Below are 26,522 nucleotides of genomic sequence, written 5' to 3' on the forward strand. Positions count from 1 at the left end.
TAGGCTTGTAAAAAATCGTGCAAACACTTGCTAATGAAATTAAAAAAATAGTAAATTTGTTGGGTTTAATGTTAAAAGCTAAATGAAAAAAAGAGCGCAAATATGGTGTATTATGCTGTTAGGTATTATGCTAATAGTAAGCCAAAGTTTTGCGTTCCCACCCCTGCAGCAATATGCGCATGAAACTTGTTGTGCAGGCGCCAAAACATCCGCAGTATCCTGCTGCGAAAAAATGGATCTTGCAAAAACGGTGCATCATAAAACGAAGAATAACGATTGTAACAGCAACTGCAAAAATATGTCGTGCTTCGCTTTTAACAAGTTTAATATCGCTCCACAAGCCTTGGCGTTAGGGCAACAAATTACGATACCCGTAGCGACTGTTTGGCCGATTTATAGCGATGCTTATCCGCTTGCGGGCTTCCACTCCATTTGGCAACCGCCAAAATTAGGTTAAAATAAAAACAAGATTTACATTTCTTATGTTGTTACAGTGAAGCCCTGTAGGGTTTTACCTGTTATTTTATTTTACGTATTTAAATTATAAATATTATATACATGATTACATCAAAAATTATGATGGCGGTGGTTATGCTATTAGGCTCTACCCTATCATTTGCCCAAATAAAAAATCAAAAAACAATTTCTGCCTTTGTAGATGGTAATTGCGGAATGTGCCAAAAGAATATTGAAAATGCGGGTACTTTAAAGAATGAAGCTAAAGTATCGTGGAAGGCTGACGGCCATGAGGCTGTCATTGTATATGACTCTACAAAAACCGATATCGATGCGGTCTTGAAGCGTATTGCATTAGCAGGATACGATAATGAGAAGTATTTAGCACCTACAGCAACTTATAACAGCCTGCACGGCTGTTGCCAATACGACAGAACTTTAACTGCTGAACCTGTAGTTGATGAAAATAAACTTGAGGGAGCACCGCATAATCATCAGCATAACCAGCCTGAAGCGCTGGAAAATAGCAGTGACCTGCAGGCTAGCATAGACTGGTATCTGCAGCTAAAAGATGCTTTGGTAAGTAGCCATACTGCACAAGTTACGGCGCAAGCAAAAGCATTAGCTGCAGCGCTGGATAATATTAAAATGGAGAAATTAACCAATTCGGAGCATCAAATATGGATGAAAATTATGTCCGATATTAAAAAGGAAACGAAAAATATAGCCTCAGCAAAAAATATCGAGGAGCAACGTAAAGCTTTTGCGCGCCTTTCTCCGCTTTTATTTTCTTTGGTAAAGGACAGTAAACTGTCGGCGACCCTTTACTACCAAAAATGCCCTATGTATAATGATGGCAAGGGTGCAACTTGGTTGAGTAAGGATAGTGCTATAAAAAACCCGTACTATGGGGCAAAAATGCTGTCGTGTGGATCTACAGAGCAAACCCTTAAGTGATGAGAAATATAACATTTAGGGACTTTATTATAAAAATTAGCCTCTCCATTTGTTTTTTCCTTACCGTGTTTTCTACTGCGCAAGCGCAAAAACAGGTGCGCTATGATTTGTATCTTAAGGACAGCCTGGTAAACTATGCTGGCAAGACCAAAAGAGCGATTGCTGTAAATGGGCAAATTCCTATGCCTACCTTAACTTTTACTGAAGGGGATACTGCCGTCATTGTGGTTCATAATGGCCTGAAGGAAAATAGTTCCTTGCATTGGCATGGGGTATGGTTGCCTAATAAAGAGGATGGTGTTCCATACTTAACACAAATGCCTATAGCACCGGGTACTACGCATACGTATACCTTCCCAATTGTACAAAATGGCACCTATTGGTACCATAGTCATTCGGGTATGCAGGAACAGCTTGGCATGTATGGGTCTATGGTTTTTCTTAAACGTAACGATGACCCTAGTTTTCGTAAAGGTATAGATGATCTTCCTTCGGTTTCCTTAACGCTGAGTGAGTGGACAAATCTTAAACCCGAAAATGTACAGCGCATGCTGGCGAATGGCGACGATTGGTTTGCGATAAAAAAAAATACCGTTCAGAGCTATGCCGAGGCTATAAAGAGGGGACATCTTAAAACAAAGCTTACCAACGAGTGGAAACGTATGGAGGCTATGGATGTTAGCGATGTGTATTATGAGAAGTTTTTAATCAATGGGAGAAACCAGCATCAGCTAACACAGTTTAAAGCAGGCGACAAGGTTCGCCTGCGTATTGCTAACGCGGGTGCATCCTCTTATTTTTGGCTAAATTATGCGGGCGGAAAGATTACGGTGGTTGCAAACGATGGTAATGATGTAGAACCTGTACAGGTAGACCGCCTTATTGTTGGTGTTTCGGAAACTTATGATATTGTTGTGCAAATTCCGGCGGTAAATACATCCTTTGAGCTACTTGCAACAGCCGAAGACCGTAACGGATCGGCATCTTTATTTATCGGACAAGGGATTCGTCAACTTCAGGAGCCCCTTCCTAAACTTTTGTATTTTGAAGGTATGAAAATGATGAATGGGATGATGAAGATAAACGGCGAGATGAACGATATGGGTATGCAGATGAGCTTACAGAAGATGGATATGAATGCGGTAATGTATCCGGAAATATTGGGAAAAGGGAAGCAATCTGATCAGCACGGTATGGGGGGGGCGGCTATGCAGGGCATGGACCATATGGACCATATGCACCATATGGAAACGGCTGCCTTAACCACATTAAATTATACTATGCTGAAAGCACCCCAGAAAACGACCCTAAAAACCAACGCTCCAGTACGCGAATTACGTTTTGAGCTCACCGGCAATATGAGCCGTTATGTGTGGAGTATGGACAATAAAGTGCTTTCAGAATCGGATAAAATTCCCGTAAAAAAGGGTGAGGTGCTACGGATTACCTTGTATAATAACTCTATGATGCGCCACCCTATTCACTTGCATGGTTTTGATTTTCGCCTTTTAAATGATCATGGAGCCTATGCGCCCTTAAAAAATGTCGTCGATCTGATGCCTATGGAGACCGATGTTATCGAGTTTGAGGCTAACCGCGAAGGCGATTGGTTTTTCCATTGCCATATTTTGTATCATATGATGGCGGGTATGAACCGCGTTTTTGAGGTCGGTAATTATCATAACCCCTTGCTTCACGACAAAAAAATGGCGTATAAAATGTTGCAGATGGAGAGTAATATGCCGCATTTTAGTATAAAAAATGATTTTGCTACAAATGGCAACGACGGACAGGCTAGGCTGCAAAATACACGATGGAGTGTGGGTACAGAATGGCGCCTGGGGTATAACGATGTGCATGGTTATGAGGTGGAAACGCATGTCGGCAGGTATATCGGTAGGATGCAATGGTTAATGCCTTTTATTGGGTTCGACTGGCGCTACCGTTTACAGGGTATCGATCCGCATGAAAAAAATATTTTCGGACAGCAGAACAAAAAAGATAATCGTGGGGCTTTAAGCTTAGGGTTGTTATATACTTTACCTATGCTGGTAAACTTCCAGGCGGAGGTATACCACGACGGCATTGTTCGCTTATCTTTATTACGTGAAGATATCCCTTTATCGCGTAGGTTACGCGGCGGTTTTATGCTGAATACGGATATGGAGTATATGCTGGACTTACGTTATATCCTTACCCGTAATATTGGCATTCGCACGCATTATGATAGCGATATGGGCTTTGGTGCTGGCTTGTCTTTAAATTACTGATAGATGGCTTAAAATAGGTGCCCGTATGGTTTTGCCTATTGGGGCGGCAGTTTTTTGAAGCTATATCATTTAGGCCTCGCCAATAAAGCCATAAAAAACGCCGTTCTCCATTGGAGAACGGCATTTTTTATGGAATACGCTTGTATTTTAGATATTACTTTAAGTTATCTCTATACACTTTAGCTTTTTTAAGCTCTGTTTGAATATCTGTACGCTTAGCATCGTAAGTAAGGACTTTTTCAAAATCTACAATTGCTTTATTGTATAAATCTGTCGCCACCACTTTACTGTAGTTTCCTACACCTGCAGTACCTTTTAATATGCCTAAATCGCGGTAGGCAACACCTCTATTTTGATAAAGCTTCGCATCATTGGCGGTAATAGCAATTGCTTTGGAATAATCTCCGATAGCATCCAGTAACAATTGTTCTTTCTGGGCCGTAGAAAGTTTACTGTCTTTCGCATTTACTACAGCATTATTAGATTTAGCTTTGTAGTATAAAGCATTTGCATTTTTCGCATCTAAAGTAACAATTTTTCCAAAAGTTGCCGCCGCATCTTTGTAGGCGCCCGTTTGGAATTGTGAATACCCTAATAAGTACAATACATTAGAATCATTTGCTTCTGCCGGCAAGGCTTTTTGCAAGTGTGTGATAGCACCTTTAAAGTCTCCTTCCAACAATGCTTTTTGTCCTAAACGAACATTAGGGTTGCTATGCTCCTGCTCCTGTGCTTGTGCTGTCATAAACATCAATGACAAGGCTAATGCAGATGCTCCTAACTTTAATGCTTTCAAGCGATTATTTGCAATTTTAAAATTCATATCGTTTAATTAAATTTATCCTATACTGTATATACTAACCTAAAAATGTAAATAATACCGTAGTATCTTTACAAAAAAATATAAACATTTATACAATTATACAACTTCTTTACTAATTCTTTGTTGTACTAGTAGATACAACGCTGTCAAAAAAGCAAAACTTTTATGACTAAATAGCAGACTTCATCTTTAATATACATAAATAGTACCAATTATTCCAATTGGCATTTGTGTTGCACTATAAGCAGTCACAATCTATAACGAAAAAATAGTACCTAAAGTCTGACAATATGTCGGATTTTAAACAAATATAATATATGAGCAAATTTGACACATTCGACTTCAACAATGCTATTCCTATCATTAGTGAAGACACAGAGTTTTTTCCTCTGTTGAGCCAGCAAGATGAAGACGAGATGCGAAACGAGGATATCCCTGAGATTTTAGCTATTCTTCCTTTACGCAATACGGTTCTTTTTCCAGGCGTAGTAATTCCTATTACGGTTGGCAGAGACAAATCTATAAAACTCGTTAAAGAAGCCTATAAAGGCGAGCGTACCATCGGCGTGGTAGCTCAAAATGATATGTCTATTGAAGACCCGGACTTTGATACATTAAACAAGGTGGGTACGGTGGCCAATATCATTAAGATATTACAAATGCCGGATGGCAATACTACAGTCATTATTCAAGGTAAGCAGCGCTTTAAACTTACCGAACTGGTGCAGTCGGAGCCGTATATTAAGGCTAAGGTCGAGCGCTTTTCGGAGGAGAAGCCGAAAACAAATAATAAGGAATTCAAAGCCCTGATTTCTTCCATTAAGGAATTGGCATTACAGATTATTCAGCTATCGCCAAACCTTCCTTCCGAGGCTGGCATCGCTATAAAAAATATTGAAAGCCCTACTTTCTTAATAAACTTTATATCATCCAATCTTTCGTTAGAGCTTTCTGCCAAACAGGAGCTCCTGGAAATGAAGGACTTTGTAAAAAGAGCGAAGCTACTATTGGAGCATCTTACCACAGAAATTCAAATGTTGGAGCTTAAAAACAAGATCCAGAATAAAGTGCGTGTAGATTTGGATAAGCAGCAGCGCGATTACTACCTGAACCAGCAGTTGAAAACTATTCAGGAGGAATTGGGGGGTAACACGCCTGATTTGGAAATAGAGGATTTAAAGAAAAGAGCAAAAACGAAAAAATGGCCCGACGAGGTGAGAAAACACTTCGATAAGGAAATCGAAAAACTGGCACGTATAAATCCTGCTGCTGCAGACTACTCGGTGCAGTTAAATTATTTAGAGCTCTTACTCGACCTCCCTTGGGGCGAGTTTACAAAAGATAAATTTGATCTAAACCGCGCCGTAAAAGTTTTAGATAAGGACCACTATGGCCTTGATAAGGTGAAAAAACGTATTATTGAGTATTTAGCTGTGCTAAAACTTAAAAACGATATGAAAGCACCTATACTTTGTTTGGTAGGCCCTCCAGGGGTAGGTAAAACTTCGCTAGGCAAGTCTATTGCCAAAGCATTAGGTCGTAAATACACCCGTATGGCATTGGGTGGTGTTCGTGATGAAGCAGAAATCCGTGGTCACCGTAAGACGTATATCGGTGCTATGCCGGGACGTATTATTCAATCATTGAAAAAAGCAGGTACCTCGAATCCGGTATTTGTTCTCGACGAAATTGATAAACTTGGATCCGACTTTAAGGGAGACCCTTCATCGGCTCTTTTGGAGGTATTAGATCCAGAGCAAAATACCCACTTCTACGATCATTATGTAGAGATGGAATATGATCTTTCAAAGGTGATGTTTATAGCCACGGCAAACTCATTAAGTTCGATCCAACCGGCATTATTAGACCGTATGGAGATAATTGAAGTTAACGGTTATACCATCGAAGAGAAGATTGAAATTGCCAAGAAACACCTTTTGCCGAAACAAAGGGATATGCATGGCTTAGCGGCTAAGGATGTGACCTTAGCAAATAAGGTAATCGAAAAGGTGATTGAAGAATATACACGGGAATCTGGTGTACGGGGCTTAGAGAAAAAAATAGGTTCTATTGTCCGCGGAATTGCCACCAAACTGGTGATGGAGCAGCCTTATGCAGCGCAGGTAAATGCCGAAACGGTGGAAGAGATTTTGGGCGCCCCTATCTTTGATAAGGATATGTACGAAAATAACCAAGTTGCGGGGGTGGTTACAGGTTTGGCCTGGACGGCTGTTGGAGGCGATATTTTATTTATAGAATCGAGCCTTAGCCCTGGAAAAGGCAAACTTAGCCTTACAGGTAACTTGGGCGATGTGATGAAAGAGTCGGCAGTAATTGCATTAGCATATCTGCGTGCGCATTCCGAGGAGTTTGGTATCGACTATAGAATATTTGACCACTGGGATGTGAATATACATGTGCCTGCAGGGGCAACACCTAAAGATGGCCCTTCGGCCGGGATAACGATGCTGACGGCCCTGGCCTCTTTATTCTCGCAACGCAAAGTTAAGGAGAAGCTGGCGATGACCGGCGAAATTACATTGCGTGGTAAGGTGCTTCCTGTGGGGGGTATTAAAGAAAAAATTCTTGCAGCCAAACGTGCCAATATCAAAGAGATTATTCTTTGTAAGTCTAATGAGAAGGATATTTTAGAAATTAAAGAGGATTATATTAAGGATATGACCTTCCATTATGTAAGTGAAATGGCTGAGGTTGTAAAACTTGCATTGCTAACTACTAAGGTGAAAAATGCGAAGGATGTTAACCGATTTATAACAGAATCGAAGTAAGGGAATCCTAAATAAAGTTTTAAAAACGCCAACTGTAAAAACAGTTGGCGTTTTTATTTGTTTTAAAAGAAACTAAATAAACTTTAAATATGAATATTTATGAATTAATCGCAATTGCCCTCTACCTACTTTTAATGATTCTCATAGGAATCTACTCGTATCGAAAATCCAATAATAACTCCGAAGATTTTTTAATTGGTGGTAGAAAAATGGGGGCAGCCGTTACCGCGCTGTCTGCAGGAGCAGCCGATATGAGTGGCTGGCTGCTGATGGGCCTGCCGGGAGCCATGTACTTATCCGGGATTTCTGCTAGCTGGATTGCTATTGGTCTTACTACCGGTGCTTACATCAATTACATTCTTATTGCACCACGCATACGGGTGTATACGGAGGTAGCTAAAAACTCCATTACCCTGCCCGTATTTTTTGAAAATAGGTTTCATGATAAAACCCATCTCCTCAAAATTGTATCTTCGATATTGATTCTTGTATTTTTTACCTTGTATACCTCTGCAGGAATGGTATCTGGAGGACGCTTATTTGAATCTGCTTTTCAAATGAGTTATATGACAGGGCTACTCACAACAACTTCTGTTGTGGTGCTGTATACCTTCTTAGGTGGTTTCCTTGCTGTAAGCTTAACCGATTTTATACAAGGAACAATTATGGTAATTGCCTTACTTATTGTACCCTTAGTTATTGTATTTAGCTTAGGCGGATTCGAGAATACGTTTACGATAATACGGGATAAAAACCCGGATTACCTGGACTTATTTAAGGGTACGACCACCGTGAGTATTCTATCGCTTTTGGCCTGGGGTTTTGGATATTGCGGGCAGCCTCATATTTTGGTTAGATTTATGGCCATCGAAAAGGTTAAAGACCTCACCAAAGCACGTCGTATTGGTATCGGATGGATGATTCTTACCGTGGGCGGGGCCTTAATGGTTGGGTTAATGGGCATAGCCTACCTGAAGCAGTTTCATCCGGATACAATGATCAGCTATGATAGCAATAAAGAGAAAGCAGAAACCATATTCATCCTAATGGCGCGCCTGCTCTTCCATCCGCTGATCGGCGGCTTTTTACTTTCCGCCATACTCGCTGCGGTAATGAGTACAATATCATCCCAGTTGTTAGTAACGTCTAGTGCTATGACAGAAGATATTTATAAGGCTTTCTTAAATAAAAAAGCCAGCCCAAAAAATCTGCTCCTGGTGAGCCGTTTATCGGTATTGATTGTAGCTGTAGTAGCGCTGTTGCTTTCATTAAGCCCCAAAGAAACCATTCTTAATCTGGTAGGGAATGCCTGGGCAGGTTTTGGTGCCGCCTTTGGACCGCTGGTTGTATTATCGTTACTATGGCGCCGTACTACCGCAGCTGGAGGTTTGGCCGGTATGATTGTTGGTGCCATTACCGTTTTAGTTTGGGTTTACATACCACACGACTACAAGGAATGGTATGAAATTATACCTGGATTTTTCCTTAGTTTCATCACCATTATTGTGGTTTCCTTACTAACGAAACCCGTAGCAAAACAGGTTCGTGATGAATATGATAGCGTAAAAGAAATGTTAAACAAATAGCCTTGTAGCCTTACCCCAGGGCTACATCTAAAGACATCATGACTAAAAAACCAATAATAAAGCCAATAGTCGATGTATCCGAATTTTTGTGCTGTTGCGCTTCGGGAATTACTTCCTCAATAACGACAAAAATCATGGCTCCGGCTGCGAAGGCTAAGGCATAGGGTAATATGGGGGTGAAGGTCGTAACTGCCATAGCCCCCAGTACCCCTGCAATAGGTTCTACAATTGCTGATGCTTGCCCAAAGAAAAAACTTTTTTTACGACTCATCCCCATACGCCGCAACGGCATTGCCACGGCTATGCCTTCCGGAAAATTCTGCAGCCCTATGCCCATCGCCAACAATACAGCACCAGCAATTGAAGCCTCCGGAATACCGGCAGCAACGCCCCCAAATAAGACGCCTACAGCAAGTCCTTCCGGAATATTGTGCAACGTAATAGCAAAAATCATAAGAGTAGTTTTCTGCCAGGGTGTTTTTATCCCCTCCTCTTTCTTAAAATTGATATGCAAATGGGGTAATAACTTATCGACGAGAAATAAAAAACCTGCCCCGCATAAAAACCCGATTACCGCAGGAAATACTTTTCCAAAAGAACCTAAGCTGTCTAAAAAACCACCGGTATTGGCTTCTGCTTGTAAGGTTGCCGCGCTCATTTCAATAGCCGGAATCAATAAACTCCATATACTTGCCGCCACCATGACACCGCCTGTAAAGCCTAACATCCCATCCATAAGGGTAGCATTCATTTCCTTAAAGGCGAATACAAAAGCTGCTCCTAATGCCGTTACGAACCAGGTAAACAGGGTGGCATATAAAGCGGCTAAAATTGGATCGATGGTTTCAAAATATTGGATAACCGATTCTATCATATATATTTATTTTTTAACTATAAAGCGATAAACATACAAAAATAAAAAGTTAGATTAAACTAACAATAGAAAAAAACAGAAACTTTACGCGGCTAATGGCACTCGAAAAAGGGTTACACTGCAGTATGGTATGGCATAACCACTATAAAGCACACCGTGGTACAAGGTCCGGGTAGGAAAAAAAAAGAGCCATCCCTTTTGAGGACAGCTCCTTTAAATATCTAACAAATTGATAGCGGTTTAAAACTTAATTTATTTTACTGCATCAATAACTGCTTTGAAAGCATCTGGGTTATTTAAAGCTAAATCAGCTAAAACTTTACGGTTTAAGCCAATGTTTTTAGCGTTTAATTTGCCAATCAATTGAGAATAAGAAATTCCGTGTTGACGTGCACCAGCGTTGATACGTTGGATCCATAAAGCTCTAAACTCGCGTTTTTTGGTTTTACGGTCGCGGTAAGCGTACTGTAAACCTTTTTCTACTGTATTTTTAGCAATAGTATATACTTTGCTACGTGAACCGAAATAGCCTTTAGCTAATTTCAAGATTCTTTTTCTTCTTCTTCTCGAAGCAACTGCGTTAACCGAACGTGGCATAATTTTAAAATTTAATTTGGTAAGAGGCGTTGCGTATTACAGCAAACTTACAACCCGATACCCGGTTAAAAAATATTGTTAAATAAAAATAAAAACGAAAACTTACTATTTTCCGATAGCTAACATACGTTTTACGTTACCTAAGTCTCCGTCAGAAACATAAGCAGTTTTTGTTAGGTTACGTTTTTGTTTTGTAGTTTTCTTAGTCAAGATGTGGCTTTTGAAAGCACTTTTTCTTGCGATTTTACCTGTTCCAGTCATTTTGAAACGTTTCTTAGCGCTGGAATTGGTTTTTACTTTTGGCATAATATTATATTTTATATCAATCTGTTAGAATATCGTTTTATTTCTTTGATGCTTTTGGAGCAATGGTCAAGAACATACGTTTACCTTCTAATTTAGGGAAAAGTTCAACTTTACCATAATCTTCAAGTGCCTGAGCAAAACGTAACAAAAGGATTTCCCCTTTTTCTTTAAACACGATTGCACGCCCTTTAAAATGTACATAGGCGCGTACTTTCTCGCCAGCTTCCAAGAAACGCATAGCATGTTTTAATTTAAAATCAAAATCGTGCTCACTGGTATTAGGTCCGAAGCGGATCTCCTTAATAATCGTTTGCTTTGCGTTGGCTTTGATTTCCTTCTGCTTTTTCTTCTGCTCGTAAATGAATTTACTGTAATCAATAATTTTACAAACCGGTGGAACAGCATTTGGCGAAATTTCCACTAAATCAAGTTCCAACTCGTCCGCAAGTTCCAATGCCTTGCGTGTAGGGAATACCCCCTGCTCCACATTGTCTCCTACTAAACGAACCTCAGGCACACGGATATGCTCATTAATTCGGTGTTCAGCTTCTTTTTTTCTAATTTGCTGTGGTCTTGGACCACTAGGTCTTTTTAATGCCAAATGTCTAAAATTTTAAACGGTTATTTCTTTTATTAATAAATCTCTAAATTCATCTGCAGTCATAGAACCAAGGTCTACAGACCCGTGCTTACGAACAGAAATCGTGCCACTTTCCATTTCTTTTTCACCTACAATAAGCATGTAAGGCAGCTTTTTAACTTCGGCGTCACGGATTTTACGTCCTACCTTCTCATCACGAAGATCAATTAGACCGCGAATATCGGAATTATTTAGCGATTCCAAAAGTTTTTGCGCATATTCTTCGTATTTTTCAGATACAGGTAAAACAATAAATTGCTCAGGGGCAAGCCATAACGGAAACTGTCCGCCACAGTGCTCAATCAACACAGCCACAAAGCGTTCCAAAGAACCAAATGGTGCGCGGTGAATCATTACCGGGCGATGTTTCTGGTTGTCGCTGCCTGTATATTCTAGTTCAAAACGCTCCGGCAAGTTGTAATCTACCTGTATCGTTCCTAACTGCCACTTACGTCCTAAAGCATCCTTTACCATAAAGTCCAACTTCGGTCCATAAAAAGCAGCCTCACCATACTCTACAATTGTAGGCAACCCTTTTTCCGCTGCAGCTTCCATAATAGCAGACTCTGCTAAGGCCCAGTTCTCGTCCGATCCGATGTATTTTGTCCGGTTTTCCGGGTCGCGCAACGACACCTGTGCCGTATAACTATCGAAACCTAAAGCCGCAAAGACATACAATACCAGGTCAATAACTTTCTTAAACTCCTCCTTCACCTGATCCGGGCGGCAGAATAAGTGGGCATCATCTTGCGTAAACCCACGTACACGTGTTAATCCGTGCAACTCACCCGACTGCTCATAACGGTATACCGTACCAAATTCGGCAAAACGAATAGGTAAATCTTTATACGAGCGCGGCTTTGTTTTATATATTTCACAGTGATGCGGGCAGTTCATAGGTTTTAATAAGAACTCCTCGCCCTCCACAGGCGTATTTATAGGCTGAAACGAATCCGCACCATATTTCTCGTAGTGACCAGAGGTAATATACAACTGTTTATGACCGATATGCGGTGTTACCACAGGCTCATAACCATTTTTCAGCTGTGCCTTCTGTAAGAAATCTATTAATTTCTGACGTAAAGCGGCGCCCTTAGGTAACCATAAAGGTAAGCCCATACCCACTTTTTCAGAAAAAGCAAACAATTCCAATTCTTTACCCAATTTACGGTGGTCACGTTTTTTCGCTTCCTCAATAAATTTAAGGTAGTCTGTAAGCTCAGACGCTTTCGGGAAGGTAACCCCATAAATACGCGTTAACTGCTTACGAGACTCGTCACCACGCCAATAAGCACCGGCAACATTGGTCAGTTTAATAGCTTTAATAAAGCCCGTGTTTGGAATATGTGGCCCTCTACATAAATCCGTAAAGTTACCTTGCGAATAGAACGTAATTTTACCGTCTTCAAGATCTTTAATCAAATCCAGTTTATACTCATCACCTTTCGCTTCAAAATAGGCCAAAGCCTCCGCTTTTGAGACTGCTTTACGCTCAAAAACTTCTTTTTGCTTTGCCAACTGCAACATTTTGTCTTCAATAGCTTTAAAATCTTCTGAAGAGAAAACACGGTCGCCAAAGTCTACATCGTAATAAAAACCTGTTTCAATGGAAGGACCGATACCAAACTTAATACCCGGGTATAAATCTTCTAAGGCTTCAGCCAACAAGTGGGCCGAAGAGTGCCAAAACGTTGATTTACCCTTTTCGTCGTTCCAGGTTAATAATTTCACGGTAGAATCGGCTTCAATAGCACGTGAAGCGTCCCATACTTCACCGTTTACTTCGGCAGCGAGTACATTCCGTGCCAAACCTTCAGAGATAGACAGGGCAATCTGCATAGCAGAAGTTCCCTTTTCATACTGACGTACAGAGCCGTCAGGAAGTGTTACATGAATCATCATTTACAAATATGATATACGTTTATTTATTATTTATGGCTTCTTTGGGTACAGCATGTACAATTATGTTGTTTTTGCCCCAGTTGGCCTTTTGTTAAATTACGTACAAAGATACCGATAAAATGGCAGGAAAGGAAATATTTAAAGCGCTGACCGCGGATAAATAGGTGCCCTGAAAGAATAAACCGTACCTTTGGAAAAATTATTTTTTTTATGATAAATTCAAATCCTGCGCCAGCGAAACTTCATGGCCGAAATAAACACCTTCAAGGCTATGACCTCAAGCGTTTAGAAAAAGCCAACCCGAACTTGAAAGCCTTTACCTTTGTCAACGATTTTGGCAAGGAAACGATAGACTTTGCTGACCCGAAGGCAGTATTTGAGCTGAATAAGGGACTATTAAAAGCCGATTATAAATTAAAATTCTGGGAGATAGCGCCCAATAGCCTATGCCCTGCTATACCAGGAAGAGCCGATTACATGCATTACATCGCCGACCTGCTGGCACAAGATAATAACGGCCAAATTCCGTATGGCAAAAAAATCAGTGTACTGGATATAGGTACGGGTTCAAACCTCGTGTACCCGATAATTGGTGCGCAAGAATACGAATGGAATTTTGTAGGAACCGATATCGACGCTAATTCTATTCATTTTGCCGAAGTAAATATTGCGCGTAACATTTGGTTAAAGAAAAAAATACAGGTGCGCCTGCAAACCGATCGTAGTAAAATTTTTAGCCAAATCATCCAACCGAACGAAAAATATAGCGTGGTTGTATGCAATCCACCCTTCTACAAATCGCGGGAAGACAACTGGAAAAGCAGCACTAAAAAGTTCCAGACACTAAACAAAAATAAAGATAAAGCAACCGTACAGAATTTTGCAGGCCATCCCAACGAACTATGGTGTGAGGGCGGCGAGCAGGCCTTTATCAGCAAGATGATCTACGAGAGTAAAGATTTCCAGCAACAGCTGGGATGGGTTACGACACTGGTAGCAAGCAAAGAACATTTAAAACCTTTGATTGCAATTTTAGAATACCATAAAGCCGCAAGAATTGAAATTATCCCAATGCAGCAAGGACAAAAGATCTCTCGTATCTTGGCCTGGAAATGGCAATAGTACCGCTTTACAAACACCGTAAAGTCGAAAAATATAATATGCAGTTTTTTATTAAGGTGACCGCTTGGGGTCACCTTTTTTACGTATACCCCATAATCCGTTCTTCATCCCTAATAAAACCGTAAATTCTACAATTTGTTGTTGCAATTTTAAAATTTCAGGATTTCAAGATTTCAGGATTTCAGAATTTCAGATTTATAAGTTAGTAGGATAGTAAATTCATCTAAAAAGAAAAAAGCTGTTTTTCTTTCAAAAAACAGCTTTTCTTTTTGCTCCTGAAGCTGGGCTCGAACCAGCGACCCTCTGATTAACAGTCAGATGCTCTAACCAACTGAGCTATTCAGGAGTATTTCGTTTCCCTTTCGGTGATGCAATTATCGCAAGATTAATTCAGTTGTGCAAATATATTTTTCAAAAAAAACGCAAGTCATTCATTGCCAATAAGAATAATTTACAGCAATATTCCTTTTAAAATCAATGTAGCGATGGTAAAGTAAATAATTAACCCCGTTACATCCACCAGTGTGGATACAAAAGGCGCTGAAGAACTCGCCGGATCGGCGCCTAATCGTTTTAAAAGAAATGGCAACATGGATCCTGTCAACGAACCCCACATGACTACCCCCACCAACGAAAGACTAACAACCAAACCTATCAAGGCCCAATATTCGCCGTAATAATCCGTAAACAACTCCCATCCCGCTACGCGGATAAATCCTAAGGTCCCTAATATAAGTCCGAGCAGAAACCCCGTAACAATCTCCCTTTTCATAACCCGCCACCAATCCGAAATCGTAACCTCACCCATGGCCATAGCTTGAATAATTAAAGTGGAAGATTGCGAGCCACTGTTTCCACCACTCGACATAATCAATGGCATCAATATCATTAAATAAACGGCCTGCGACAGCTGATCTTCAAACTCGCCGATAACAGTAGCCGTTAACAATTGCCCTAAAAATAACACAATCAACCAGCCTCCACGCTTTTTTACCAAGTGCCATATGGAAACATCCAGATACGGCTCATCTAAAGCCTCCGTACCCCCGAAGCGCTGCATATCCTCGGTATACTCCTCATTGGCTACCCAGAGAATGTCATCAATAGTAACAATCCCCAGCATAATACCCTGCTCATCCACAACCGGAAGTGCCACCCTATTATTCATCCGAAATATAGTAACCGCCTCCTCCTGGGGGTCATTTGCATTTAAGGAAATTAAGCGGTTATCAATAAGCTCGCCCACCTGTGTTTCAGGTGCTGCCAATAAAATATCCTTAATCCGGATATCATCAATAAGCTTACCGTTAGAATCTATAACATACAAGACGTCGATTGTCTCTGAGGCAGACCCATAACGACGGATATGATCCAAAATGCGCGTGATTGTCCAATGTTCTTTTACGGTAATATAATCAGGCGTCATCAAACGCCCCACACTATCCTCAGGGTATCCCAACAAGGATAATGCCTCTTTGCGTTCCTCTGGCGAGAGCAGAATTATTAAACGTTTTACCACATCCCCCTTTAACTCCCCTAAAAACGAAGTACGGTCGTCGGGAGGAAGCTCATTTAAAATCTCCCTTGTTTTTGCACCAGATAATTTCTTAAAAACCCTTTCCTGGGTAGGAAAGTCTAAAATACGAAACACATTAACGGCTCGTTTAAGATTTAATATCTCCAGAAAAAGCGCTGCATGTTCAGGTAATTCATCGATTAATTCCTCGACATCCGAAATATTGAGTTCATTAAGAAAACTCTCCAGTTCAACGAGATTATTATCTGCGATGAACTGCTCAATAAAAGTAACCTGCATTTCCAAATCTTCCATATACGCCTCCGAAAATTTAAATCCTACATTGGGGTTCAGTTTTTTAGTCTGCTGCAAAAGTCGTTCTTTTCTTTCAAAATTTATAATCTTTTTTTAGCGGTAAGAAAATGAAAATTTATTTTAATTTCAGAAGAAAACACAACCTTATAATGAATTAACAACAGTTTAAAAATTAGTTCACATCCCTATACGCAATAACCTCTAGACAAAATGCTTACCCACAGACTATAAACAACAAAGCGGTGGAGCTATATACGATCCAATTGTAAGGGCTATTTCAGCCCTTACAAAACCGATGGTAAAAGCGTATAAACCAAAGACATCAATCCCTACCCATCCATCCTTTTAAAATCCTTAGAAATGGTTTAGGTTTACATTATGATTTCGTAAAAAAAAGCATTAGCTTAGTTCACTTTTGAAGGAAAAGCTTTTTCACAAATCACCTTCAAAGAATATCCAAGTATTAAACGAGGTAAACACCATAATATAATTTAAGTCCGGTCGTTTTCGGCAGTATATGAAACGATAACGCGGCATAAACAGGAAATAAAACACATTACCCAGGCGCTAAAGACCATGAAAATCAAATACCTCCTTACCCTAATCTTGTTCCTAACCTTTCTAAATTTAAAGGCACAGATTTTCGACAATACACAAGCGCACTCCAGCATAAAATGGCAACAGATAAACACGGAGCATTTATGTTTAATATTTCCGCAGGAATTTGCAAAATCTGCCCCCAACCTCTTCGCACAGCTCGAATATTACCTACAGAAAAATAGCCTGTACAGCGATAGGAAACCTAGAAAAACAAAGATTATTGTTCAAGAACACAACATCGAGCAAAATGGTTTTGTACAGTTAGCGCCTCGCAAATCAGAGCTCTATTCTACCCCCTCTGGCGTTGCGAACAATCAAGAATGGCTGCCAAATTTAGCCTTACATGAAAGTCGACATATAGTACAATTCGATAATTTAACCGGAAACTTTAAACCGCCAATTCTGGAACAGCTTGGGTTGACATTATTTGCTTTAAACCTTCCATCCTGGTATTTTGAAGGAGACGCCGTGCTTCACGAAACCTTATACTCCAACGGTGGCCGCGGACGGCTACCGTCGTGGCATATGCCTATACGTGCGAATATTCAATCTGGCCTGAACTACGATTTCAACAAATATGTACACGGTTCTTTTAAGGATATTATCCCCTCATACTACAGCATAGGCTATTTTATGAATAGCTTGATGTATGAAAAAGACAACCAAATCCAAGACAAAATATTGAAAGATATGCGCAGCAAAATTATACGGCCATTTAATTTTCAGCGAAGCTTAAAAAAATACTATGGGCAGCGTGCGAGTGGGATCTTTAAGGAGACAATGGAAGATCTTAAAGCAAAATGGCCCATCGAGCAGGAAGTATCCTTATCAAAATCCTATGATTTTAAGGATAAGTATCCTACTAATTATTGGCTACCACAAGTCAGCAACGGACGCATTTACACCTTGCAAGATAGCCGACAGCATACGCCACGAATTATTTCCTTTGCCCCAAACGACCTTAAAAAGAAAGAAAAGGTGCTCGATATTGGCTTACAAATCATGCCCTACTTTCACCTGCAAGAGCAGCTTATAACATGGGATGAATACCGAAAAGATGCTCGTTTTGCCAAACAGACCTACAATGTAATACAGGTATTTGATCTACAGACAGGAAAGAAAAAAACACTAACGCATAAGAGCAGGTACTACACCCCGATTATCCACCCCAACCTACAGCAGATTGCCTGTGTTGAGGTAAACCTCCACAACGAATCGTCGATAGCCTTACTAAATATTACCAATGGTGAGCGTATGGATTCCATCCCTCTGCCCAAAGGAATACATTTACAGCAACCCCAGTTTAATACTACCGGAGATAAAATCATCGCTATTGGTTTATCAGAAGAAGGTAGCACCTTGTTACAAGTAGACCTAACAACAAAAAATACAGAAACACTACTCCCTTGGTTAAACCAGCAGTATGAAAGGCCTGTTTTCCATAAAGAGTCTATTATTTTCAAAGCCAATTACAACCAAAAAGACGACCTCTTTATGCTGCAAAATAATGCGGTTGTACAGCTTTCCAACAGCAGATTTGGTGCCTTTAACCCTACCCTTGCTGGCGACTCAATTTGGTATAACGATTATACCACCCAAGGCTATCATATCCAAAGTATGCGGCTAGAAAGTAGCATAAACAAAATTGTAAGTTTTACCCCTGCTACGACATTATATCCGAAACAAAACGATAACTCGGAGCAATCGATGCCCATTACCGACTTAAAAAACTATGCTATAAAGCCTTACAATACCCTTAAAAACGCAATAAATTTCCACAGCATATCCCTGAGTGGCAGTGATTTTGAAAGCTTTGACAACCTTCGACCGGGTTTTTTTATACTCTCCAACGATGTATTAAATACCACGCAAATAAAAGTAGGTTATGAATACGATAATGAAATCCGAAAAAACACCTACTCCGCAGAAGTCACTTACCAGAAGTATTTCCCAAAATTTACAGTAGGCTACCAAAACAGGGGTCAATTAGGTAAGGCGCAGATAAACAACAATAAAGATTCACTGCTTAATTTCCACTGGCGCGAAAACTTGATAACATTTGATATGCAGTTGCCCTTTAGCATCTATCGAGGTAACCAGGTGTATGCATTCGGATTTAACCTTGGAACCACCTACCAAAATCGTTATGACCTGAGTTTAGCAAACTTAAAGAACTTTTATACAGAATTAATCTTTCCGCTAAATTACCAAGTATATTTTAATCGAAACACCCGCTATAGCCGGATGGACCTAACACCACGCTGGGGGCAAAATTTCAGCTTAATATATAGGCATGTACCTTTTGATCGGAACCAAACCGGCTCGTCCCTGGCATTCCGAAGCAGTTTTTATTTTCCAGGGATACTTTCAAACCATGGCATTCAGCTGCGCTATTCTATACAAAACAAAAGTGGCCGATACCGCTACAACAACGACATTCCCCTGATTGAGGGGTATGCTTTCGTACCCGTAGCCAATGTAAAAAACACCTTATTGTTGGATTATAGGTTGCCGCTGTTGTACCCCGACTTCTCTTTAGGTCAGCTGGCGTATTTTAAACGGATTAGAGCCGTTGTTTCCGCAGGATACCTAAACCTTGAAGAGCGCAACTACGCACCGCAAACTTTCGGCCTTGGTGTTAACCTTGATTTTAATATCTTTAAATACACCCTGCCTGATGTTTCTTTCGGCGCAAAACTCACCTATCTTAATCATCCCCAAGCCTCACAAAAGCTGTACCCGACCTATGGATTTAGTTACAGTTATTAAGTAAATTAAAAAAAAACAAACAAAAATAGCGCCCGTATTGTTATATTAATTACCTCAATACAAATAGGTTATGTATACAATAGTAAAAAACTTTTCGCTCCAGGAAGAGCTCACTGCCATGTATGAACTTCTTATCTGTACCCGAGATACCATAAAAAAAGAAGTATTGGTTTCACGTAAGGCCTTTGAACGAGCCTGTGATATTCATATCCGCAATGGATTCTCTAGTAACCAAGATTTTGAAACTGCGCACCAACAGCATTACTTAAAGTTTATTGAATACGATATCTACTGTCACTTGGTAGAAATATTCAGTGATTACAAAGATATATATGGGCAATTTACCGCATACCAGGAGATGACATCCACGCTAAAAGAATGGATGTTTCGCTGTGCTGAAGACGAAAATTATGAGCATGCAGCCGTTATAAAACTCTGGCTCGACAAGTTAACAGGAATTATCCGACACAATGGGCAGCTTATACATTGAATGCCACAAAAATTACTCCCCTTTCTTTTCGAACCTATAATGTATAACCGAAAACAGGATATACAATACGAAAACAATGGGCAAGGCCAAAATATTGAATAAGATTAAAGACAACCCGGAACTTAAAAGAAATAAATACTTAAACTTGTTAACAGACCAAGCAAGGCTATTTAGTTTCATGGCAAATAGACGTAACTCCGATACCAATAACAAACCCGAAACAATTGCGAAAACAACTAAAAAATAAGGATTTAAAATAACCTCAGGGTAGCGCTGCGCAATAAAAGGAAAAGAAATAATAAGGAAAGTATTCATCGGTGTGTTTACACCAATAAAATCAGCTGTCTGCCGTTCATCTATATTAAACTTAGCTAACCGTAGCGCCGAAAATACGGTAACAAAAAAACCGATATAAGGCACATATACATTTGTCGTAGCTTGCTGCAATAAGGAATACAATACCACGCCAGGAAGGAAACCAAAACTGACCATATCGGCCAACGAATCCAACTCTTTACCAATTAAGGACTTTACATGTAACCATCGCGCTACCATACCATCGAAGAAGTCAAAGATTCCAGAACTAATCACAGCATACAAGGCCGCCGTATAATTCCCCTTTAACACCATAAGCACAGCCATGCAACCACAGAAAAGATTTAAACAAGTAAGCGTATTCGGAATATGTTTCTTCATTTTATACTATAAAAAAGGCCATCTAAAAATTTAGATGGCCTAAAAATATCAATTAAATATGAATTATCCGTTCATACTGATTAAAAACTCTTCATTCGAACGTGTTCCTCTGATCTGCTGCAACAAGAATTCCATCGCTTCCGTAGCGTTCATATCCGATAAATGATTACGCAACACCCATAAGCGCTGTAAAGCCTCTTTGTCCATCAACAAGTCGTCGCGACGTGTGCTCGACCCTGTCAGATCAATCGCAGGGAATAGACGTTTATTGGCCAATTTACGATCCAACTGTAACTCCATATTACCTGTACCTTTAAACTCCTCAAAGATAACCTCATCCATTTTTGAACCTGTATCGATCAGTGCCGTAGCCAGAATGGTTAGGGAACCTCCATTTTCAATATTTCTTGCTGCTCCGAAGAAACGTTTTGGCTTATGCAAAGCATTTGCGTCGACACCACCGGAAAGGATTTTTCCAGATGCTGGAGCAACCGTATTGTAGGCACGCGCTAAACGGGTAATCGAATCCAAAAGGATAACCACATCATGCCCACACTCCACCATTCTCTTAGCCTTCTCGAGTACGATATTAGCAATCTTAACATGGCGGTCTGCAGGTTCATCGAATGTAGAAGAAACAACTTCTGCACGAACACTACGCGCCATATCAGTAACCTCTTCCGGACGTTCATCAATTAATAAGATAATTAAATATACTTCAGGGTGATTTTTTGCAATCGCATTGGCTACCTCTTTTAAAAGATTGGTTTTACCTGTTTTTGGTTGCGCTACAATTAGACCACGCTGACCTTTCCCGATTGGAGTAAATAAATCCATAATACGGGTAGAGTAGTTATTGGCACCTAAATCTAAGTTTAACTTCTCATTTGGAAATAATGGCGTTAAAAAATCAAACGGAACACGATCTCTAACCTCAGCAGGATCTTGCCCGTTAATAGATTCAACACGCACTAACGGAAAATACTTCTCCCCTTCTTTTGGTGGGCGAATACTACCGCGTACATTATCACCGGTTTTTAAACCAAATAATTTTATTTGCGACTGGGATACATAAATGTCATCCGGAGATGTCAAATAGTTGTAATCTGAAGAACGCAAAAATCCATAACCATCCGGCATAATTTCTAAAACACCCTCGTTTACAATAACGTTATCAAAATCTGTACTTGAAGATGTACTTTCTGATTTCTTAACTTCTGCTGTATTCGTAGTCGTAGGGGTTGTAGGCTCTGGGGTGGTAGATGTCTGCGTTGTGGCAGGTTCTTTCGTGAAAAGGGTGCCTTCGGTGCTCTCTTCTGAACGTACGCGTTTGGTAACAGGGACTGGTTCTGTTTTTGTTGTTGTACGTGTACGGCGTCTTGGCTTATCAGCATCATCATGCTCCTCTGCAAATTCCGTATTTTCAACAACAGTTTCACGCGTAGCAGATTGTTGAGCAACCTCCGCAATCTTATCAATCAATTCTTGCTTACGGAGCTTTTCTACTTCAACAATACCTAACACTTTAGCTATCTCGCGTAATTCGGACACGAGTTTCGAATTCAATTCGTTGATATTCATTAATATTGAATTATGATTGTATCTTTTTGGATTTTAAAAAGTTTGAAATCGTATCGTAACTTTTGTAGCTAATCTACAGTAGTGTTTATTTAAAAAGGCTCTATTTAAGCAGAGTTCTTAAATCACGACAGATTTGAGAATGCACAAAGAAACTTATAAGATTTGATATTTCAAAAAAAAATAAAAAAATTATGTAAAAAAAATGAAATCTAAATGATCACAGCTCAAAAGACTAAAACGATTTACTAGTATTCGTATTTTTCCATATTTTTTTTGTATGTTTAACGCCAGTAAAATCAAAATTATGACCAACAACACTAAAGAAACAAACTATCCAGCGTTGTATACGCTAATTGTTGTGTTTTTCTTCTGGGGGTTTATCGCTGCAGGAAATAGCATATTTATCCCTTTTTGTAAAAACTACTTCCATCTGGATCAATTTCAATCGCAACTCATAGATTTCGCTTTTTATAGCGCCTATTACGTGGGGGCTTTATTACTTTTCGTATTTGGCACCATCTCAGGCAAAGATATTGTCGGAAAATGGGGGTATAAAAAAAGCATCGTGTATGGCTTACTATTTTCAGCTCTAGGCGCTGCAGCGATGATTATTGCCGTCGAGGTAAACCAATATTTTGGGATGTTAATCGGGTTATTTATTGTAGCCCTGGGCTTCTCCATACAACAAACTGCGGCTAACCCTTTTGCTGTCTTATTGGGCGACCCAAAAACCGGGGCATCACGGGTGAATCTCGGGGGTGCAGTAAATTCATTTGGAACAACAATAGGTCCTTTAGTTATTGGTTTTGCACTTTTTGGAACATTTGAAACCATCTCGGATACCGAAATTTCAAAACTGCCATTAAACAAAGTGGTTTACCTCTATATTGCCGTAGGTTTATTGTTTCTTTTGGCGGCAGCCTTATTTAACTTCTCCAAGAAAGTTCCTGCAGGCATCAATAACGAACCGATGGAATCAGCGAATAAAGCTAGAAATACACTTATTACCATGACAATATTGTTATTGGCGATGTTTATTCCTGTCTTCCTAAGTTATAAGAGTGACGCCGCATTAGCCCTTGTTGCTTTGCAGGAACAGCTACATGCAAATACCGATACCGCGGTTATCACAAAGATTAAATCGCAGATTCAAGAGCTGGCACATCCCCTAGAATTAAAAAGGATGGGTTTTCTTTTCGGAGCGCTGCTAGCGGTTGTAGGGTCCTTATTATTTGCCTATAACAAGGCTAAAAAAGCCCCTGAAGCATGGGGTGCCATGAAATACCCACAGTTGGTTCTGGGCATGTTGGCCTTGTTTATATATGTTGGAATTGAAGTCGGCATCGGTAGTAATTTGGGGGAGCTATTAACCTTAGCCGAATTTGGACATCTGCAATCCTCCGAAATTACACCTTACATTTCCATGTATTGGGGAGGCATGATGATCGGGCGTTGGGCAGGTGCTATTACGGCATTTAATTTTGCGCAATCCACCAAAAAAGTCTTAACAGCAGTTGTTCCCTTCATCGCTTTCGGTATAATACTAAGCGTAAACTCTATTGCTGGCTTCGATATGTCGCATTTATACTTCTTTGTTATCTGTATTATCATCCAAGTTGGGGCTTTCTTTGTAAGCAAAGAAAAACCCGTACGTACCTTGGTAATCTTTGGAACTTTAGGAGCTGTTGCCATGCTTACGGGGTTATTAACTTCAGGTACGGTTGCTATCTACGCATTTTTAACCGGTGGTTTAGCCTGTTCGATTATGTGGGGATCCATCTTCTCCCTAGCGATAACAGGTATTGGAAAATACACCGAACAAGGGTCCGCATTTTTGGTTATGATGATTCTTGGTGGCGGTATCATCCCCCCTATCCAAGGTAAACTAGCCGATATTATTGGCATCCATAACTCCTATATCATTCCATTGATTGGTTTTATATACATTATTTCTTTCGCCTTTTTAGCGAAGCAATTCCTTAAAAAACAAAATATCGATATCGATAATATTGAAAGTGCAGGAGGCCACTAGGCTGCACTAATTGTACTTTTTACACTAAGTTTATTTTAAAAAAAACAGCCTTAGGGAGCTCCCTAAGGCTGTTTTTTCGTTTTAAAACAGTATTGTAACAAATTATTATCCAACAAAAAGATAAAAGTATGTGAAGAATAATGTATCTTCGGAAAGCGATAAATTATAAATTATTGAACTAAAACAAATCCTAATGATCATTATTGCAGATGGAGGTTCAACCAAAACCAATTGGTGCCTATTAGATGATAACCAAAAAAAAATCTATTTTAACACAGAGGGATATAATCCCTATTTTGTAGACAGTGATTACATTGTCGGATCCTTAAAAAAAGGATTACCACAAGACTTACCGTTAGAAAAAATTACCGAAGTGTACTACTACGGCGCAGGTGTACATAACGAAGAGAAAGCAAAAATCGTGTCCGATGCGTTTGTAAAACTATTTACAAATGCGAAAATTGAAGTCGGTCACGACCTATTAGCTGCCGCAAGAGCCTTATTAGGGGCAACAGCCGGTTTTGCAGCCATTTTAGGAACAGGAACAAACACCTGCATTTATGATGGTAAAGAAATAACTTACAACATAAATTCGGCGGCCTATATACTAGGCGATGAAGGATCAGGTTCTTTTATCGGCAAGAAGCTATTAACAGATTATGTACGTGGCCTAATGCCTTTAGATGTTAAGGAAGCATTCTTTGACACCTACAAACTAACAGAAGACGAGATTATGGACAACGTATACACCAAACCCTTGGCCAACCGTTTCTGTGCAAGTTTCAGTAAATTTGTATACGACAACAATGTAAATATTCAATATACGCGCAAAATTGTCGATGACTCCTTCGAAGCATTTTTCGCCAACCTGGTAAGCAAATACCCTAATTATCAAGACCATTCTTTCAACTGCATAGGCTCTGTAGGCTACAACTTCCGTAATGTATTAGAAGAAAAAGCAGCACAATATGGAATGAAAGTAGGAAAAATCTTACGCTCACCTATTGACGACCTTGTAAAATTTCATATCGAGAATAAATAAAATAAAAACCGGACATCCTACCTAAAGATATCCGGTTTTTTTTGGCATGAGCAAGACAGTCTAACTACCACAAACGAACAGCCGCGCCTACCTCAGGTAAAAACAACTCCCGTCCAGCCTCACTAAATAATTGCTGCGCTTCTGCGGTATCGATAGTGATTGCCGGAAATGTATTGTAATGTACCCCTACAATCTTCGTACAATTCACAAAAGAAGAAGCCTTCAAAGCATCGTACATATCCATGGTATAAAAACCACCAATAGGTAAAAAAGCCCAGTCGATATTTAAATCCTCCAAAAGTTTCATTTCCATAGTTAAGCCCGTATCGCCGGCAAAATAAATATTTTTATCGCCAACAGTAAACACATAACCACAAGGCACCCCCGCATAATCACCTTCAGGTGTAGAGTTGGTATGCAAAGCATACACCATTTTCACCTTTCCAAACGGTAGAGACAAGGTACCACCAAAATTATAAGCAATAACTTTATCCGCATCCAGCCCTTGTTTAGCCACCCAAGCGGCTGTTTCAACAATAGCAACCACAGTTGCTCCGGAGTTTTTTTGCACCTGCACTAAATCGGCCACATGATCAGCATGAGCATGGCTCAGAAAAATATAATCCGGATTTAAGGCATTCACATCAATGTCCTTAGCCAATGGATTATGGGTAATAAAAGGATCCAATAAAACCTGCGTTCCATTAAAATCGAATGCTACACAGGATTGGCCATAATAGGTGGCTGTAATATTATTTTCCATGATTAAAAAGTTAAATATCTATCCTATTTAAAAAGATTGCCTAAACCGCCTAAACCACCTAAGCCACCTAATAAATCCTGACTTGCGGCAGCCATCTCCGTTTGACTAACGCTATCCGCCTGTGCTAAAGCCTTATTCAGCGCCACAATCAACAACTCTTCCACCTGTTCCTTATCCCCCTCAGTAAAAAGTTCCTCACTAATCTGCACCTCTTTAATCTCCTTATTGGCTGTTGCAATAACACGAATACGTCCGCCTTCAGCTTCCCCAGAAACAGAAATATTATTTAATCGTGCTTTAATTTCCTCCGCTCTTTGCTGAGCCTGCATTAATTTATCAAACATAGTACTCTCTTTTAAATAACTATACTAAAGTACAAAAAACATTGAATCAGTC

Annotated in this window: 21 protein-coding genes and 1 tRNA gene; 10 read left to right on the top strand and 12 right to left on the bottom strand. The window is 39.9% G+C overall.

Going from position 1 to position 26,522, the window contains the following annotated elements:
* Positions 1 to 82 precede the first annotated feature (82 nt).
* The 3 genes from ACL9RF_RS12690 to ACL9RF_RS12700 all read left to right on the top strand — a co-directional run bounded on the left by ACL9RF_RS12690 (position 83) and on the right by ACL9RF_RS12700 (position 3,683).
* Positions 83 to 457 carry a hypothetical protein gene (locus ACL9RF_RS12690; RefSeq protein ID WP_422801007.1) on the top strand — a complete coding sequence of 125 codons (375 nt, stop codon included), beginning with the start codon at positions 83 to 85 and terminating at the stop codon, positions 455 to 457.
* Between the two features lie 101 nt (positions 458 to 558).
* Positions 559 to 1,413, top strand: coding sequence for a DUF3347 domain-containing protein (locus ACL9RF_RS12695; RefSeq protein ID WP_422801008.1), 855 nt, complete (start codon positions 559 to 561; stop codon positions 1,411 to 1,413).
* Positions 1,413 to 3,683, top strand: coding sequence for a multicopper oxidase domain-containing protein (locus tag ACL9RF_RS12700; RefSeq protein ID WP_422801009.1), 2,271 nt, complete (start codon positions 1,413 to 1,415; stop codon positions 3,681 to 3,683). Before ACL9RF_RS12695 ends, ACL9RF_RS12700 begins: the two co-directional genes overlap by 1 nt.
* Before the next feature lie 154 nt (positions 3,684 to 3,837).
* Here the strand turns inward: ACL9RF_RS12700 and ACL9RF_RS12705 are convergent, their stop codons facing one another.
* Complete coding sequence (locus ACL9RF_RS12705; RefSeq protein WP_422801010.1) at positions 3,838 to 4,506, bottom strand: tetratricopeptide repeat protein; 669 nt, start codon at positions 4,504 to 4,506, stop codon at positions 3,838 to 3,840.
* A 317-nt stretch (positions 4,507 to 4,823) separates the two neighbouring features.
* On the opposite strand from ACL9RF_RS12705, the gene lon reads away from it, so the two are divergent.
* The gene (gene lon / locus ACL9RF_RS12710; protein ID WP_422801011.1) at positions 4,824 to 7,295 is read left to right on the top strand and encodes an endopeptidase La; all 2,472 of its coding nucleotides are present in this window, start codon (positions 4,824 to 4,826) and stop codon (positions 7,293 to 7,295) included.
* An 89-nt stretch (positions 7,296 to 7,384) separates the two neighbouring features.
* Positions 7,385 to 8,881: a sodium/proline symporter PutP gene (gene putP / locus ACL9RF_RS12715; protein ID WP_422801012.1), complete on the top strand. Its 1,497-nt coding sequence runs from the start codon at positions 7,385 to 7,387 to the stop codon at positions 8,879 to 8,881.
* Positions 8,882 to 8,891: 10 nt separating this feature from the next.
* On the opposite strand, the gene ACL9RF_RS12720 is transcribed toward putP, so the two are convergent.
* From ACL9RF_RS12720 to thrS, 5 genes are all read right to left on the bottom strand, one after another.
* Positions 8,892 to 9,755 carry a ZIP family metal transporter gene (locus ACL9RF_RS12720; protein WP_422801013.1) on the bottom strand — a complete coding sequence of 288 codons (864 nt, stop codon included), beginning with the start codon at positions 9,753 to 9,755 and terminating at the stop codon, positions 8,892 to 8,894.
* Between the two features lie 252 nt (positions 9,756 to 10,007).
* Positions 10,008 to 10,352, bottom strand: a complete 345-nt coding sequence (gene rplT / locus ACL9RF_RS12725) for a 50S ribosomal protein L20 (protein WP_085471261.1) — start codon at positions 10,350 to 10,352, stop codon at positions 10,008 to 10,010.
* Positions 10,353 to 10,457: 105 nt separating this feature from the next.
* Positions 10,458 to 10,658, bottom strand: coding sequence for a 50S ribosomal protein L35 (gene rpmI, locus ACL9RF_RS12730; RefSeq protein ID WP_422801014.1), 201 nt, complete (start codon positions 10,656 to 10,658; stop codon positions 10,458 to 10,460).
* Between the two features lie 37 nt (positions 10,659 to 10,695).
* Complete coding sequence (gene infC, locus ACL9RF_RS12735) at positions 10,696 to 11,259, bottom strand: translation initiation factor IF-3 (RefSeq protein WP_422801015.1); 564 nt, start codon at positions 11,257 to 11,259, stop codon at positions 10,696 to 10,698.
* Positions 11,260 to 11,271: 12 nt separating this feature from the next.
* Positions 11,272 to 13,197, bottom strand: a complete 1,926-nt coding sequence (gene thrS, locus ACL9RF_RS12740) for a threonine--tRNA ligase (protein WP_422801033.1) — start codon at positions 13,195 to 13,197, stop codon at positions 11,272 to 11,274.
* Between the two features lie 213 nt (positions 13,198 to 13,410).
* Here thrS and rlmF point away from each other — a divergent pair, with 213 nt between their 5' ends.
* The gene (gene rlmF / locus ACL9RF_RS12745; RefSeq protein ID WP_422801016.1) at positions 13,411 to 14,322 is read left to right on the top strand and encodes a 23S rRNA (adenine(1618)-N(6))-methyltransferase RlmF; all 912 of its coding nucleotides are present in this window, start codon (positions 13,411 to 13,413) and stop codon (positions 14,320 to 14,322) included.
* A 272-nt stretch (positions 14,323 to 14,594) separates the two neighbouring features.
* On the opposite strand, the gene ACL9RF_RS12750 is transcribed toward rlmF, so the two are convergent.
* Together ACL9RF_RS12750 and mgtE are read right to left on the bottom strand one after the other, a co-directional pair.
* Positions 14,595 to 14,668: transfer RNA gene (locus ACL9RF_RS12750), tRNA-Asn, on the bottom strand.
* Between the two features lie 105 nt (positions 14,669 to 14,773).
* Positions 14,774 to 16,153, bottom strand: coding sequence for a magnesium transporter (gene mgtE, locus ACL9RF_RS12755; RefSeq protein WP_422801034.1), 1,380 nt, complete (start codon positions 16,151 to 16,153; stop codon positions 14,774 to 14,776).
* A 576-nt stretch (positions 16,154 to 16,729) separates the two neighbouring features.
* Here mgtE and ACL9RF_RS12760 point away from each other — a divergent pair.
* Together ACL9RF_RS12760 and ACL9RF_RS12765 are read left to right on the top strand one after the other, a co-directional pair.
* On the top strand, positions 16,730 to 19,522 hold the full coding sequence (locus ACL9RF_RS12760; protein WP_422801017.1) for a hypothetical protein: 2,793 nt from the start codon (positions 16,730 to 16,732) through the stop codon (positions 19,520 to 19,522).
* Between the two features lie 70 nt (positions 19,523 to 19,592).
* On the top strand, positions 19,593 to 20,012 hold the full coding sequence (locus ACL9RF_RS12765; RefSeq protein ID WP_422801018.1) for a hypothetical protein: 420 nt from the start codon (positions 19,593 to 19,595) through the stop codon (positions 20,010 to 20,012).
* A 12-nt stretch (positions 20,013 to 20,024) separates the two neighbouring features.
* Here the strand turns inward: ACL9RF_RS12765 and pssA are convergent, their stop codons facing one another.
* Together pssA and rho are read right to left on the bottom strand one after the other, a co-directional pair.
* Positions 20,025 to 20,708 carry a CDP-diacylglycerol--serine O-phosphatidyltransferase gene (pssA, locus tag ACL9RF_RS12770; protein WP_422801019.1) on the bottom strand — a complete coding sequence of 228 codons (684 nt, stop codon included), beginning with the start codon at positions 20,706 to 20,708 and terminating at the stop codon, positions 20,025 to 20,027.
* Positions 20,709 to 20,771: 63 nt separating this feature from the next.
* The gene (gene rho / locus ACL9RF_RS12775) at positions 20,772 to 22,289 is read right to left on the bottom strand and encodes a transcription termination factor Rho (protein ID WP_422801020.1); all 1,518 of its coding nucleotides are present in this window, start codon (positions 22,287 to 22,289) and stop codon (positions 20,772 to 20,774) included.
* 304 nt (positions 22,290 to 22,593) lie between these two features.
* On the opposite strand from rho, the gene ACL9RF_RS12780 reads away from it, so the two are divergent.
* Together ACL9RF_RS12780 and ACL9RF_RS12785 are read left to right on the top strand one after the other, a co-directional pair.
* Positions 22,594 to 24,321, top strand: a complete 1,728-nt coding sequence (locus ACL9RF_RS12780; RefSeq protein ID WP_422801021.1) for an MFS transporter — start codon at positions 22,594 to 22,596, stop codon at positions 24,319 to 24,321.
* A 193-nt stretch (positions 24,322 to 24,514) separates the two neighbouring features.
* Complete coding sequence (locus ACL9RF_RS12785) at positions 24,515 to 25,363, top strand: N-acetylglucosamine kinase (protein WP_422801022.1); 849 nt, start codon at positions 24,515 to 24,517, stop codon at positions 25,361 to 25,363.
* A gap of 64 nt (positions 25,364 to 25,427) precedes the next feature.
* On the opposite strand, the gene ACL9RF_RS12790 is transcribed toward ACL9RF_RS12785, so the two are convergent.
* Together ACL9RF_RS12790 and ACL9RF_RS12795 are read right to left on the bottom strand one after the other, a co-directional pair.
* Entirely contained in the window at positions 25,428 to 26,126 is a 699-nt protein-coding gene (locus ACL9RF_RS12790; protein WP_422801023.1) for a metal-dependent hydrolase, read from the bottom strand.
* Between the two features lie 23 nt (positions 26,127 to 26,149).
* A complete protein-coding gene (locus ACL9RF_RS12795) occupies positions 26,150 to 26,470 on the bottom strand; it encodes a YbaB/EbfC family nucleoid-associated protein (protein WP_422801024.1) in 321 nt (106 codons plus the stop codon).
* Between the last annotated feature and the right edge of the window lie 52 nt (positions 26,471 to 26,522).

It is taken from the genome of Sphingobacterium sp. Mn56C, from assembly GCF_049319645.1.
Lineage (GTDB): Bacteria > Bacteroidota > Bacteroidia > Sphingobacteriales > Sphingobacteriaceae > Sphingobacterium.